12 protein-coding genes are annotated in these 12242 nt (G+C 65.1%); 2 read left to right on the plus strand and 10 right to left on the minus strand.

All coding sequences use genetic code 11. From position 1 onward, the window contains the following. Window positions 1-9: 9 nt before the first annotated feature. Genes CDO81_RS06255 through CDO81_RS06275 form a run of 5 tightly spaced genes read right to left on the minus strand, consistent with a single transcriptional unit; the run spans window position 10 to window position 5097 of the window. Window positions 10-2205, minus strand: a complete 2196-nt coding sequence (locus CDO81_RS06255) for a type IV pilus secretin PilQ (protein ID WP_420893066.1) — start codon at window positions 2203-2205, stop codon at window positions 10-12. Then, window positions 2202-2726 carry a pilus assembly protein PilP gene (locus CDO81_RS06260; RefSeq protein ID WP_088482230.1) on the minus strand — a complete coding sequence of 175 codons (525 nt, stop codon included), beginning with the start codon at window positions 2724-2726 and terminating at the stop codon, window positions 2202-2204. The genes CDO81_RS06255 and CDO81_RS06260 overlap by 4 nt, the downstream gene beginning before the upstream one ends. Beyond that, window positions 2723-3409 (minus strand): type IV pilus inner membrane component PilO, encoded by a 687-nt coding sequence (locus CDO81_RS06265; protein ID WP_088482231.1) that lies wholly within the window; start codon window positions 3407-3409, stop codon window positions 2723-2725. The genes CDO81_RS06260 and CDO81_RS06265 overlap by 4 nt, the downstream gene beginning before the upstream one ends. 6 nt (window positions 3410-3415) lie before the next feature. Further along, the gene (locus tag CDO81_RS06270; protein WP_088482232.1) at window positions 3416-4021 is read right to left on the minus strand and encodes a PilN domain-containing protein; all 606 of its coding nucleotides are present in this window, start codon (window positions 4019-4021) and stop codon (window positions 3416-3418) included. After that, window positions 4018-5097, minus strand: coding sequence for a pilus assembly protein PilM (locus tag CDO81_RS06275; RefSeq protein WP_088482233.1), 1080 nt, complete (start codon window positions 5095-5097; stop codon window positions 4018-4020). The genes CDO81_RS06270 and CDO81_RS06275 overlap by 4 nt, the downstream gene beginning before the upstream one ends. Before the next feature lie 295 nt (window positions 5098-5392). Between CDO81_RS06275 and CDO81_RS06280 the strand changes: the two genes are divergently transcribed. After that, on the plus strand, window positions 5393-7786 hold the full coding sequence (locus CDO81_RS06280) for a penicillin-binding protein 1A (RefSeq protein WP_088482234.1): 2394 nt from the start codon (window positions 5393-5395) through the stop codon (window positions 7784-7786). A gap of 18 nt (window positions 7787-7804) precedes the next feature. On the opposite strand, the gene cyaY is transcribed toward CDO81_RS06280, so the two are convergent. Next, window positions 7805-8137 (minus strand): iron donor protein CyaY, encoded by a 333-nt coding sequence (gene cyaY / locus CDO81_RS06285; RefSeq protein WP_088482235.1) that lies wholly within the window; start codon window positions 8135-8137, stop codon window positions 7805-7807. Between the two features lie 11 nt (window positions 8138-8148). Here cyaY and lptM point away from each other — a divergent pair, with 11 nt between their 5' ends. Next, on the plus strand, window positions 8149-8301 hold the full coding sequence (gene lptM / locus CDO81_RS06290) for an LPS translocon maturation chaperone LptM (RefSeq protein ID WP_088482236.1): 153 nt from the start codon (window positions 8149-8151) through the stop codon (window positions 8299-8301). On the opposite strand, the gene CDO81_RS06295 is transcribed toward lptM, so the two are convergent. Genes CDO81_RS06295 through CDO81_RS06310 form a run of 4 tightly spaced genes read right to left on the minus strand, consistent with a single transcriptional unit; the run spans window position 8302 to window position 12198 of the window. Beyond that, window positions 8302-9300, minus strand: coding sequence for an ABC transporter ATP-binding protein (locus CDO81_RS06295; protein ID WP_088482237.1), 999 nt, complete (start codon window positions 9298-9300; stop codon window positions 8302-8304). It abuts the gene before it with no gap. Beyond that, window positions 9300-10277, minus strand: a complete 978-nt coding sequence (locus tag CDO81_RS06300) for an ABC transporter ATP-binding protein (RefSeq protein WP_088482238.1) — start codon at window positions 10275-10277, stop codon at window positions 9300-9302. Before CDO81_RS06300 ends, CDO81_RS06295 begins: the two co-directional genes overlap by 1 nt. Then, the gene (locus CDO81_RS06305) at window positions 10274-11218 is read right to left on the minus strand and encodes an ABC transporter permease (RefSeq protein ID WP_088482239.1); all 945 of its coding nucleotides are present in this window, start codon (window positions 11216-11218) and stop codon (window positions 10274-10276) included. The genes CDO81_RS06300 and CDO81_RS06305 overlap by 4 nt, the downstream gene beginning before the upstream one ends. A gap of 2 nt (window positions 11219-11220) precedes the next feature. Further along, window positions 11221-12198, minus strand: a complete 978-nt coding sequence (locus tag CDO81_RS06310) for an ABC transporter permease (protein ID WP_088482240.1) — start codon at window positions 12196-12198, stop codon at window positions 11221-11223. Window positions 12199-12242 lie beyond the last annotated feature (44 nt).

The following is a 12242-nucleotide window of genomic DNA, read 5'->3' on the forward strand; positions in this document are numbered from 1 at the left end:
ATCTGCGCTTCAGCGAACCGTGGCTCGCTCACTGACGACCTTGGGCGTCAGGAAGATCAGCAATTCAGTCTTGGACGAAGTGCGAGTCTTGTTCTTGAACAGGTTGCCCAGCACGGGCACATCGCCCAAGAGTGGGACCTTGTTCACGGTCTCGCCTTCATCCTGCGTGTAGATGCCGCCGATGACGACAGTGCCGCCGTTCTCGACCAGCACTTGTGTGGCGACGTGCTTGTTGTTGATGGCATAGCCCTGCGGCGTCAGCGTGCCGCGGCTGTCCTTGTTCACGTCAACCGTCATGATCACGCTGCCCTCGGGCGTGATCTGCGGTGTCACTTCCAGCTTCAGCACGGCCTTCTTGAACGCGACTGCCGTCGCGCCACTGGACGTGGCCTGCTGGTAGGGCAGTTCCTCGCCCTGCTCGATCACGGCCTTGGTCTGGTCGGCGGTGATGACGCGCGGGCTGGAAACGATCTTGCCCTTGCCGTCAGACTCGAGCGCCGACAGCTCCAGGTTCAGGAAGCGGTTGGCCGTGGCGCTGAAGAGGGACACCGCAAAGGTCTGGGCCACCGCACCGGCGAAGCTGTCGGACGACACGTTGGCACCCAGGTTGACGAAGTTCGCGTTGTTGTAAGCACCCGCGTTCGCGGAGTTGCTAGGCGCGGAGGACCCCGGCTGGTTGGTCTGGTAGGTGACGCCGTTGTAATTGCCGCCAACGGTCACGTAGTTGCCACCACCGACGCTGTACCCCGGAATGCCGCCTTGCTGACCACGCAGGTCGTTGGCCCCAAGCTTCACACCCAGTGCGCGACCGAAGCGATCATTGGCTTCGACGATGCGCGCCTCGATCAGCACCTGGCGAACCGGGATATCGATCTTGGCAATCATGGCCTGGATCTCTTCCAGCTTGCTCGGCACGTCCGACACGAACAGCTGGTTCGTCCGGGTTTCGAAGATGACACTGCCACGCGCCGACAGAATGCGGGTGCCCGAGCCGCTGCTGCCACCCGATCCACTGCCCGTCTGGCCCTGGCCCGTCAGGCCCTTGGCGATTTCTTCTGCCTTGACGTAGTTCAGTTGGAAGGACTGGTTGCGCAACGGCTCCAGCTGCGCGATGGCGGCCTTGGCTTCCAGATCCAGCTTCTCCTTCGTCGCCAGCTCTTCCTTGGGCGCGATCCAGAGCACGTTGCCCGATTTCTTCAGGCCCAGGCCCTTGGCCTGCATGATGATGTCCAGGGCTTGATCCCAGGGCACGTCCTTCAGGCGCAATGTGACGTTGCCGTTCACGGTGTCGCTGGTCACCACGTTGAAGTTGGTGAAGTCGGCGATGACTTGCAACAGGGCGCGCACTTCGATGTTCTGGAAGTTCAGCGACAGCTTGTCACCGGCATAGCCCGGGCCCTGCGTCAGCTTGTTGGGATCGACCTTCTGCGGGCGCACCTCCAGCACGAACTGGTTGTCACTCTGGTAGGCGCTGTGCTCCCAGTTCCCCTTGGGCTCGACCACCATGCGCACACGGTCGCCCACCTGCGAGGTGGTGATGAGCTGCACGGGCGTGCCGAAGTCCATCACGTCGACCTTGCGGCGCAGGTTCTCCGGCACGCTGGAGCGCAGGAACTCCACGACCAGGTTTTGACCCTGCTGCTGGATATCGACGCCGACCTGGTTGCTCGGCAGGTTCACGACCACCCGGCCCGCGCCATCCGGGCCGCGGCGGAAGTCCACGTCACGCAGAGCCAGCGGTGCGCTGTTGAGGCTCTGTGCGAAATGCACCGGCTCGCTGGACGCCTGGGTGGGCGCCGCCACCGTGTCCAGCACGACGACGAGCGCATTGCCCTCCAGCTTCGCCCGGTAACCCGATGCGTTGCGCAAGTTCAGCACCACGCGCGAGCGGTCACCGGCTTGGGCGATGTTGGCCGTGCGCAGGTTGCCCTGGTTGAGGTCGACCTGGTTGCGTCCCACACCGTTGACCACACCCGGGAGGTCGATGGCGATGCGCGGTGGCGCCTGGACGGTGAAGCCCGCCGGCAGCTCGCTGAGTGCTTCACTCAATTCAATACGCACAACATCCACGCCGGCCTGCTGGCTGGCGTTGATCGCGCGAATCTGTGTCTGCGCCCATGCCGCCGGCGTGGCCAGCAACGCGAGTGCGAATCCCAGCAACCAGCCACGGCCCATCGACTTGCTCTCCTGCATTGTCTTGTTCATCGTCCCTTCTCCTGTAGCTGGAGCGTACTGAGGCGCTCGATCCACTCGCCAGCAGCGTCCTGGACGACTTCTCGCAACGTGATGTCGGTCTCGGTGATCTTGGTGATCCGACCGAAGTTCTGGCCAAGATAGTCCCCGGCCTTGACGTTGTAATAAAGGTTGTCGACCCGCAGCAACGCATAGCGCTTGTTGTCGCGTGTCATGCTGCCCACCATCGCCATGCTGTCCAGCGGGAAGGCTTCCAGCGGCTCTTTGCGGCGGTTGATTTCGGCCGTCAGCAGGGAGTTCGGCTGGGCCGCCTCCTGCTTGATGGCCACACTCAGCTTCTGGGGGCTGAACGGGTCGACCCCGGCTGCCGACTCATAAGGCTGCGGCAGGAACTTCTTGGGCGGCAGCAAGGGCGCAACGGTCGGCTTGGCTTCCTTGCGCTGCTGGTCCATCCACTGACGAATCTCGTCGATGTCACCCCCGCAACCGGCCAGCAGCAATGCCCCCGAGAGGGCCATCAGCAAGTGCTTCATTTCTTGGCCCCCGCCTTTGCCGCCATCCGGCGCTGCTCGGCGACCTCGGTGCTGTCGAGGTAGCGATAGGTGCGCGCCGTGGCTTCCATGGTGAGCGGCGCGTTCGCATCACGCGATCCGGTGGGCGCCACCACGATGAGGTTGTGCAAGGTCACGATGCGGGAGAGGTTGGACACGTCGGCCGCGAAAGAGCCGATGTCGTGATACCGGCCGGACACCTTGATCGCGATCGGCAGCTCAGCGTAATAGTCCTTGATGACGATCTGCCCGGGGCGGAACAGTTCGAACTGCAGGCCGCGGCCACCGCCGGCGTTGTTGATGTCGGACAACAGGGAATCGATCTCGGCCTTGCCGGGGAGCTGCTTCTCGAGCTGCGTCACGTACTCCTCGACCTGGCTCTTCTGCTTGCGCAGTTCAGGCAGATTGACGGCTTGAGCCAACTTGACCTGGTAGTCCTGACGCAATTGCGGCTCGCGGCCTCGCTCGGCTTCCAGGCCGTCCTGTACATCAGACAGCAGCAGGAAGTACCCGGCGATGATGACGGCGACCATCACGCCCAGGCCAGCGGCAATCTTGGGCAGCAAGGGCCACTGGCCGGGTTCCTTGGGGTTGAGCCCCTGGAACTGGCTGGAGAGGTCCGCGAACCAGGCGTTGAGGTCGATCTTGGGGGTGGAGGTGGCCATGGTCGGTCAGCTCTTCGTCGGCACGCCGGAAGCAGCCTGGGCGGCTTCCGTCGGCGGGGTCTTGATCGACACCTTCATGGAGAAGTCCAGCAGGCGCCGCGGATCGCGCGTGTTGGTGGACACGCTGGCGAGCTTGACTTCGATGAGGTCGGGTTTGTCCAGCCACTCCGAGCTGCGCGACACGTTCCGCAGGAACTCGGAGACGCGCTCGTTGGTCTGGGCGATGCCGTTGATCGTGACGGTCTTGTTGTCCTGGCGGATGGCGGTGAGGTAGATGCCTTCGGGCGCCAGGCGTGCCAAGTCGTTGAGCAGATGCACCGGCGTGTTGCGGTCGGTCTGCAGGTCCTCCACCGCGCGCTGGCGGGCCTTCAGGGACTCGATCTCGGTCTTGAGATTGGCGATGTCCTTGATCTGGGCCTCCAGCCGCGAGATCTCGTTCTGGATGTATTGGTTGTGCGCCTGCTGTTCCGTCGTGAGGAACTGGAGCAGCAGATAGATGGCGCTGACGATGCCCGCACCGGCCAGCGCAGCCACGCCCAGGCCGGCGAAGAACGCCGCCTTGCGCCGCTTGCGCCGCTCTTCGCGGTACGGCAGCAGGTTGATCAGGATCACTGGAAGAACCTCCGCATCGCGAGGCCGCAGGCAGTCAGGTAGGACGGCGCCTCGCGGCGCAGCTTGGGCTCACGAACCGCCGAGCCCATCGCCATGTTCTCGAAGGGGTTCACGACCATGCAGGCGAAACCGGTCAGGTCGGTGACGCGCTCCTTCAGGCCCGGCAGGGTGGCCGTTCCGCCAGCCAGCATCACGTAGTGCACCTTGTGGTGCGGCGTGCTGGTGAAGAAGTACTGCAGCGCCCGGCCGATTTCCTGCGACAGGCTGTCGACGAACGGGTTCAGCACGCTGGTCTCGTAGTCTTCCGGCAGCTCGTTGGCCAGCTTCTTCTGCTCCGCTTCCTCGAATGAGAAGCCGTACTGGCGTGAGATGAGCTGCGTCAGCTGGGAACCGCCGAAGGACTGGTCACGGTCATAGAGCAGTTCATCGTCGCGCAGCACCTTGAGGCTGGTCGTGTCGGCGCCGATCTCGAACAGCGCCACCAGGGCATCCTTGCCCTCGTTGGGCAGGGCTGCGATGAGCCGGCCCATCGCCATGCGGGAGGCATGCGACTCGATGTCCAGGATGACGGGCCGCAGGCCGGCCGCCTCGGCCAGACCCTGGCGGTCTTGCACCCGGTCCTTGCGGGAGGCAGCGATCAGCACTTCAACATCACCCACCGAGGTCGGGCTCGGGCCGATGACGCAGAAGTCCAGGCTCACCTCATCGAGCGAGAACGGGATGTACTGATTGGCTTCGGCCTCGACCTGCAGCTCGAGCTCTTCCTCGCGCAGGCCAGCCGGCAACATGATCTTCTTGGTGATGACGGCCGACTGCGGCATGGCGAGCGCGGCGTCGCGCGTCTTGCTGCCGCTGCGGGCGACGACGCGACGCACCGCATCGGCGACCTCGTCGAACTTTTCGATTTGCCCGTCTGCGATCCACCCCTTCTCGAAGGGCTCGCTCGCGAACCGCTCAAGAACGAATTCGCCGCCATTGGTCTGGCTGAGTTCCACCAGCTTGACGCTGGAAGAACTGATATCCAGGCCAATCAGGGGAGGGTGCTTGCGACCCAGAAGTGCGTCAAGTATTCCCATGCCCTTTATCTCCGAGACGTTCCCGACACGCAGGTTACGTTTTGGATTATTAATAAGTTACTTGAATGCTAGCAGCAAAGCCGTTGACGCCGAACGCAAATTCGGCACGAGCTGGTAACGCCACGTTGCTAAACATACACGATTCGACTCGGTTGCAAGCTCCTGAAAAACGCATACGAAGCGGTCGTATGCCACACCCTTTGGACCTGCGTCTCGCCTAAAAGAGCGACACGCCGCCCTTCCTATAATCCGTCGCCAACTCCCAACGCGCCCGACGGGCGCGCCACGCCGGCTCATGAATGACAAGTCCCGATCTGCAGCGCCCAGTCCTTCAGCCGCCGGTTCACCCTCTTCCCCCCCGTCTTCGTCAGGTCTGATGCCTCGGATCGGTCGCTGGGCCCTGTGGGCCGTCGGCTTGCTGATGGGCGGCGTGTTCGCGGTCGCCCTGCTGGTGGCGCTGGCGCTGGCGCTGGCCTACCCCAACCTGCCCGACATCAGCGGCCTGACGGACTACCGCCCCAAGCTGCCGATGCGGGTGCTGTCCAGCGACGGCGTGCTGCTGGGGGAGTTCGGCGAGGAACGGCGCAGCTATCTGCCCATCCAGCAGATTCCCAAGGTGATGCAGGAGGCGGTACTGGCCATCGAGGATGCCCGCTTCTACCAACACGGTGGTGTCGACTACCTGGGCGTCATTCGCGCGGGCCTGGCCAACGTCGGCGAGTCGCGCAGCCAGGGGGCGTCGACGATCACGATGCAGGTGGCCCGCAACTTCTACCTGTCCACCGAGAAGACGTTCACCCGCAAGATCTACGAGATCCTGCTGGCGCTGAAGATCGAGTCGGCGCTCTCGAAAGAGAAGATCCTCGAGATCTACATGAACCAGATCTTCCTGGGTCACCGCGCGCACGGCTTCGCGGCCGCCAGCGAGGTCTACTTCGGCAAGCCACTGGACAAGATCAGCGTCGCCGAGGCGGCGATGCTGGCCGGACTGCCCAAGGCGCCCTCGGCTTACAACCCCATCAACAACCCACGCCGCGCCACCATCCGCCAGCAATACATCATCGAGCGGATGTACGAGACGGGCTACATCACCGAGGAGCAGCGTGATGCCGCCAAGGCCGAGAAGCTGCGCATCCGGCCCGTGCAGGAGTCGGCTTCGCACGCTGAGTTCGTGGCGGAGGCGGCACGCCAGCTGATCTTCAACCAGTACGGCGACGAGGCCTACTCCCGGGGCCTGAACGTCTACTTGACGCTCAACAGCGCCGAGCAGAACAGCGCCTACCGCGCGCTGCGCCGCGGCATCCTCGACTACGAGAAGCGTCAGGTCTACCGCGGCCCCGAGGCCTATGCCGACCTGCCGGGCGACAACAAGGAACTCGACACCCGCATCGCGGAAGCCCTGGGCGACCACCCCGCCAACGACGAACTGCTGGCCGCGGTCGTGCTCGACGCCGACCCGAAGAAGGTCACCGCGGTGCTGCAAAGCGGTGAGTCCATCACCATCCTGGGCGAAGGCCTGAGGCCGGCAACCTCCGGTCTGTCGGAGAAGGGCAACCCCAAGACCCGCATCCGCCGCGGTGCGGTCATCCGCGTCGTGAAGGGCCCGAAGCAGAAAGACGGCGGCGAGTGGACCATCACCCAGCTGCCCGAGGTGGAAGGCGCCTTTGTCTCACTGGACCCGCGCAACGGCCAGGTCCGCGCGCTCGTGGGTGGCTTTGACTACGCCAAGAACAAGTTCAACCACGTGACCCAGGCCTGGCGCCAGCCTGGCTCCAGCTTCAAGCCTTTCATCTACTCGGCTGCGCTGGAGAAGGGCTTCACGCCGGCAACGGTCGTCAACGATGCCCCGCTGTTCTTCGATGCCGGCACCACCGGCAGCCAGCCTTGGGAGCCCAAGAATTACGACGGCAAGTTCGAAGGTCCGATGCCGCTGCGCACAGCGCTGGCCAAGTCCAAGAACATGGTGTCCATCCGCGTGCTGCACTCCATTGGCGTGAAGTACGCGCAGGACTGGATCACCCGCTTCGGCTTCGAGGCCGAGAAGCACCCGGCCTACCTGACGATGGCGCTGGGCGCGGGTTCGGTCACGCCGATGCAGATGGCCCAGGGCTATGCCGTCTTCGCCAACGGCGGCTACCGGGTGAGCCCGCAGCTGATCGCGCGCATCACCGACAACAAGGGCCGCGAGCTGTACCAAGCCGCAACCGTGGCGCTCGGCGACGACGCGCGGGCCATCGAGCCGCGCAACGCCTTCCTCATGAGCAGCTTGTTGCAGGAAGTCACACGCAGCGGCACGGCAGCGCGCGCCCAGGCCACGCTCAAGCGGCCTGACATCTACGGCAAGACCGGCACGACCAACGATTCGATGGACGCCTGGTTCGCCGGCTACCAGAAGGACCTGGTGGCCGTCGTCTGGATCGGCTATGACCAACCACGCAAGCTCGGCGACCGGGAGACCGGCGGCGGCCTGAGCCTGCCAGTGTGGATCGAGTACATGGGCTTCGCACTCAAGGGCAAGCCGGTGGACGAGATCGCGCCACCAGAGGGCGTGGTGAACGTGAACGGCGAATGGTTCTACGAGGAATACAGCGCCGGCAGCGGCGTGCGCGAACTCGCCAACGAGCCCAACGTGCCGGGCACGGCGTCCGAGGACGAGAAGAAGTCGATCCTCGACCTCTTCAAGCGTTGAAACCGCCGCCCGGCTGGGTCAGGCGCTGAAGTTCAAGGCCTGACCCGCCTGCTCGCTGGCGCTGCTCGACAGCCGGGCCAGCAACTCCTGGCCTTCCCGGTCCACCCACTGCACGCCGTTCCACTTGAAGTGGTAGCCGCCCGACCGGGCTGCCAACCAGATCTCCTGGAGGGGCGGCTGCGTGTTGAGCACGATCTTGCTGCCGCCCGGCATCGTCAGCTCCAGCAGTCCGCCAGTCCGATGGGTATCGATGTCCACGACATCCTCCTCCAGCCAGGCATCGATCTGCGCCTCGATGCGGGCCAGCAGGGTATGGGCTTTGGCGTGGTAATCAGCGTCGGACAGGGACATAAACTGGGCGAATGAACAAGACTTTCGTCAGTGTAGGGGGCCGCCTTGCCGCCCTGGCCATCACCCTTACCGCGCTTGCGGGTTGTGGGCAGAAGGGGCCGCTGTACCTGCCCAAGCCTGCCGCGCCGGCATCAGCCCCGGCAGCGTCTGCGCCGGCGCGCTGATCAGCCCGCCCTGCCCTCTTGCACCGCGTGGCATGCCACGCGCACGCCGTTGATCTCCAGCAGCGCGGGTCGTTCGGTCTTGCAGCGCTCGTTGGCCAGCGGGCAACGCGGGTGGAAGCTGCAACCGCTCGGTGGATTCAGCGGGTTGGGCACCTCGCCCTGCACCGGTGTGCGAGCCCGGCCCGTCATGTGGATGTCCGGAATGGCATCCAGCAGCATGCGCGTGTAGGGGTGCCGCGGGCTGCTGAACAGCGAGGCCTTGTCCGCGACCTCGACCAACCGTCCCAGGTACATCACACCCACTTCATCGGCAACATGGCGCACCACGGCCAGGTTGTGCGAGATGAAGAGATACGTCAGGCCGCGCTCACGCTGCAGGTCTTTCATGATGTTGAGCACCTGCGCCTGCACCGACACGTCCAGGGCCGAGGTCGGCTCGTCGCAAACCAGGAACTCCGGCTGCGTGGCCAGCGCCCGCGCAATCGAGATGCGCTGCCGCTGCCCGCCAGAAAACTGGTGCGGGAACTTCTCGACATCGGCTGGGTTGAGGCCGACCGACGCCAGCAACTCGCCGACACGCGCTCGCGCTTCACCGTCCGTCTTGACCAGCGCATGCTCGCGCAGCGGCTCGGCCACGATGTCCATGACCTTCCAGCGCGGGTTCAACGACGCGTAGGGGTCCTGGAAGATCATCTGCATGCGTCGGCGCAGCTTCAGCGCGTTGGAGCCGGCCAGCGTCTTGGCGATGTCTTCGCCGTCGAAATGCACGGCCCCGCGCGTGGCACCGTACAGGCCGACGAGCAGGCGCGCGACCGTGCTCTTGCCGCAGCCGCTTTCACCCACCAGGGCGAGCGTGCGCCCGCGCTGGATGCTGAACGACACGCCATCGACGGCATGCACGAAGGCCTTAGGCTTGCGCTCCACGACGCGGTTCAACCACGGCGGCGACACGTCAAAGATCTTGGCGAGGTCGCGGACCTCGACGAGGGGGGCGCTCATCACGCGGCCTCCACGGTGACTGGCAGCCAGCAGGCCGCCTGGGTAGCACCAGCCGCAGCGAGTTCCGGCCGCTCAAGGCGGCAGCGGTCCGTCACGCGCGGGCAGCGCGGGTTGAAGGCGCAGCCTGGCGGGATGGCGGTCAGCCGCGGCATGGCGCCATCGATCTGCAATAGGCGCTCACGGTCCTCATCCATGGCCGGGATGGAGCCCATCAGGCCGACGGTATAGGGATGGGCCGGGCGATGGATGACGTCGGCCACGGGGCCGATCTCGGCCACACGGCCGGCATACATCACCGCCACTCGGTCACAGGTCTCGGCAATGACCCCCATGTCGTGCGTCACGAGCATGACGGCCGCGCCCTGCTCCCGGCAGACCTTCTTCAGCAACGCGATGATCTGCGCCTGGATGGACACATCCAGCGCCGTGGTGGGCTCGTCTGCAACGATGAGCTTGGGGTTGGCGGCCAGGGCCAGCGCGATCACCACGCGCTGACGCATGCCCCCGGAGAACTGGTGCGGGTAGTGATCGACCCGCGCTTCGGGCGCCGGGATGCCCGTGGCAGCAAGCAGTTCGATCGCACGGGCCCGCGCTTGGGCTGACGTGAGGTCCAGATGGGTGGTGATGGTCTCGACCAATTGCCTCCCCACGGTGTAGAGCGGGTTCAGCGATGTCAGTGGGTCCTGGAAGACCGCGCCGATCTCGCGCCCCCGGATTCGGCGCATGTCCTCATACGGCAGGTTGTCGATGCGGCGGCCGGCAAGCTTGATCTCGCCCGCGGCGATGCGGCCCGGGGGATCGAGCAAGCCGATGATGGCCGCGCCGGTGAGCGACTTGCCGGCCCCCGACTCGCCAACCACGCCGAGGATCTCGCCCGGTGCGATCGAGAAGGAAATGTCGTCCAGCGCCAGCAAGGTGCCGCGCCGCGTGGGGAACTCCACCCGCAGGTGGCTGACTTCCAGGAGCGGTGCCGTCATCGGAGTCGAGGGTTGAGGGCGTCACGCAGCCAGTCGCCCAGCAGGTTCACGCTGAGCGTGATCAGGATGAGCGTCAGGCTGGGCCAGGCGGTGATCCACCACTCGCCGGAGAAGAGATAGTCGTTGCCGTTGCGGATCAGCGTGCCGAGCGACGGGCTCGTCGCCGGCACACCGACACCAAGGAAAGACAGCGTCGCCTCGGTGATGATGGCCGACGCGATCTGGATGGTCGCCAGCACCAGCACCGGCCCGAGCACGTTGGGCAGCACATGCCGGCGCATGATGCGAAAGCCGCTCACGCCGATGACCCGCGCCGCCTGCACGTACTCCTTGTTGCGCTCGACCAGCGTGGAGCCCCGCACCGTGCGTGCGTATTGCACCCAACCGGTCAGCGCAATCGCCAGCACCAGCACCACAAACGCCAGCGCATCCGGCGCGTGCGGGAAGAGGCTGCGGCCCACGCCACTGATCATCAGCGCCACCAGGATGGACGGGAACGACAGCATCACGTCGCAGACCCGCATGATGAGGGCGTCCACACGGCCGCCCACAAAGCCCGCCAGCAGCCCCAGGCTCACGCCGATCAGGATGGACAGCAGCACCGAAGCCACGCCCACCAGCAAGGAGATGCGGGCGCCGTACATCAGCGCCGACAGGATGTCGCGGCCCTGGCCGTCGGTACCGAGCCAATACTTGGCGTCGCCCCCGTCGACCCAGGATGGCGGCTTGAGCGAGTCCAGCAGCTCGAGTGTCGCGAGGTCGAAGGGATTGTGCGGCGCGACGACCTCGGCGAACAGCGCGCAGACGAAGCAGACCACCGCGATCACGGCCGCCAGCATGGCCACGGGTGAGCTGCGGAAGGAATGCCAGACGTCGCCGTCGAAAAAGGCCTTGAGGGCCGACGACGAGGCGGTGGGGTTGGGGTTGGCGTCAACAGCCATGTTCAGTGCGCCTTGCCCTCGACACGCAACCGCGGGTCGACGGCGAAATAGAGCAGATCCACGCCGAGGTTGATCACGACGAAGATCAGGGAAATCAGGCAGAGGTAGGCTGCCATCACGGGGATGTCGGCGAACTGCACGGCCTGAATGAACAGCAGGCCCATGCCGGGCCACTGGAAGACCTGCTCCGTGATGATGGCGAAGGCGATGAGCGAACCGAGTTGCAGGCCCGTGATGGTGATCACCGGCACGAGCGTGTTCTTCAGCGCATGGCCGAAATAGACGCTGCGATTGGTCAGGCCGCGCGCGCGGGCGAAACGGATGTAGTCCGTGCGGAGCACCTCCAGCATCTCGGCGCGCACCAGCCGCATGATCAACGTGAGCTGAAACGCCGACAGCGTGAACGCCGGCAGGATGAGATGCAGCAGTCCATCGCGCGTCAGGAGGCCCGATGTCCAGCTGCCCAAGGCCACCACCTCACCGCGGCCGAAGCTCGGTAGCCACTTGAGTTCGACGGCAAACACCCAGATCAGCACGATGCCGATGACGAAGTTGGGCAGGCTGACCCCGAACAGCGTGCCGGTCATCAGCAACTGGGCGCTGGCCTTGCCTCGTCGCAAGGCAGCGTAGACACCGAGCGGAATGCCCAGGCCCAGCGCGATCAGGCCGGCGACGAGGGCAAGTTCCAGCGTCGCCGGGAAGCGTTCACCGATGAGCGCCGACACCTTGCGTCCCTGCCGCAGGCTGATGCCGAACTCGCCCTGTGCCGCGTTGGCAGCGAAGCGAGCGAACTGCACGGGAAAGGGCTGGTCCAGCCCGAGTTCCTTGCGAAGCGCAACGCGCTGCTCCTCGGTGGCGTCCTGCCCCAGCAGGTTGGTGACCGGGTCGCCGACGTATTGGAAGAGCATGAAGGCGATGAAAGCCACCGACAACATGACGACCAGGGCCTGCACCAGGCGACGAAGAATGAAAACGAGCATGGACTCTTTGTGGCGGGCGCGTCATTGCACCGCGCGAAGGCGCG

Source organism: Roseateles puraquae (assembly GCF_002205845.1).
Lineage (GTDB): Bacteria > Pseudomonadota > Gammaproteobacteria > Burkholderiales > Burkholderiaceae_C > Pelomonas > Pelomonas puraquae.

Bases quoted from the DNA above. Each gene is read 5' to 3' on its own strand.
- CDO81_RS06265 (WP_088482231.1), bottom strand. From the start codon at position 3,409: ATGGCCACCTCCACCCCCAAGATCGACCTCAACGCCTGGTTCGCGGAC.
- CDO81_RS06300 (WP_088482238.1), bottom strand. From the start codon at position 10,277: ATGACGGCACCGCTCCTGGAAGTCAGCCACCTGCGGGTGGAGTTCCCC.
- CDO81_RS06310 (WP_088482240.1), bottom strand. From the start codon at position 12,198: ATGCTCGTTTTCATTCTTCGTCGCCTGGTGCAGGCCCTGGTCGTCATG.
- CDO81_RS06275 (WP_088482233.1), bottom strand. From the start codon at position 5,097: ATGGGAATACTTGACGCACTTCTGGGTCGCAAGCACCCTCCCCTGATT.
- cyaY (WP_088482235.1), bottom strand. From the start codon at position 8,137: ATGTCCCTGTCCGACGCTGATTACCACGCCAAAGCCCATACCCTGCTG.
- CDO81_RS06255 (WP_420893066.1), bottom strand. From the start codon at position 2,205: ATGAACAAGACAATGCAGGAGAGCAAGTCGATGGGCCGTGGCTGGTTG.
- lptM (WP_088482236.1), top strand. From the start codon at position 8,149: ATGAACAAGACTTTCGTCAGTGTAGGGGGCCGCCTTGCCGCCCTGGCC.
- CDO81_RS06260 (WP_088482230.1), bottom strand. From the start codon at position 2,726: ATGAAGCACTTGCTGATGGCCCTCTCGGGGGCATTGCTGCTGGCCGGT.
- CDO81_RS06305 (WP_088482239.1), bottom strand. From the start codon at position 11,218: ATGGCTGTTGACGCCAACCCCAACCCCACCGCCTCGTCGTCGGCCCTC.
- CDO81_RS06280 (WP_088482234.1), top strand. From the start codon at position 5,393: ATGAATGACAAGTCCCGATCTGCAGCGCCCAGTCCTTCAGCCGCCGGT.
- CDO81_RS06295 (WP_088482237.1), bottom strand. From the start codon at position 9,300: ATGAGCGCCCCCCTCGTCGAGGTCCGCGACCTCGCCAAGATCTTTGAC.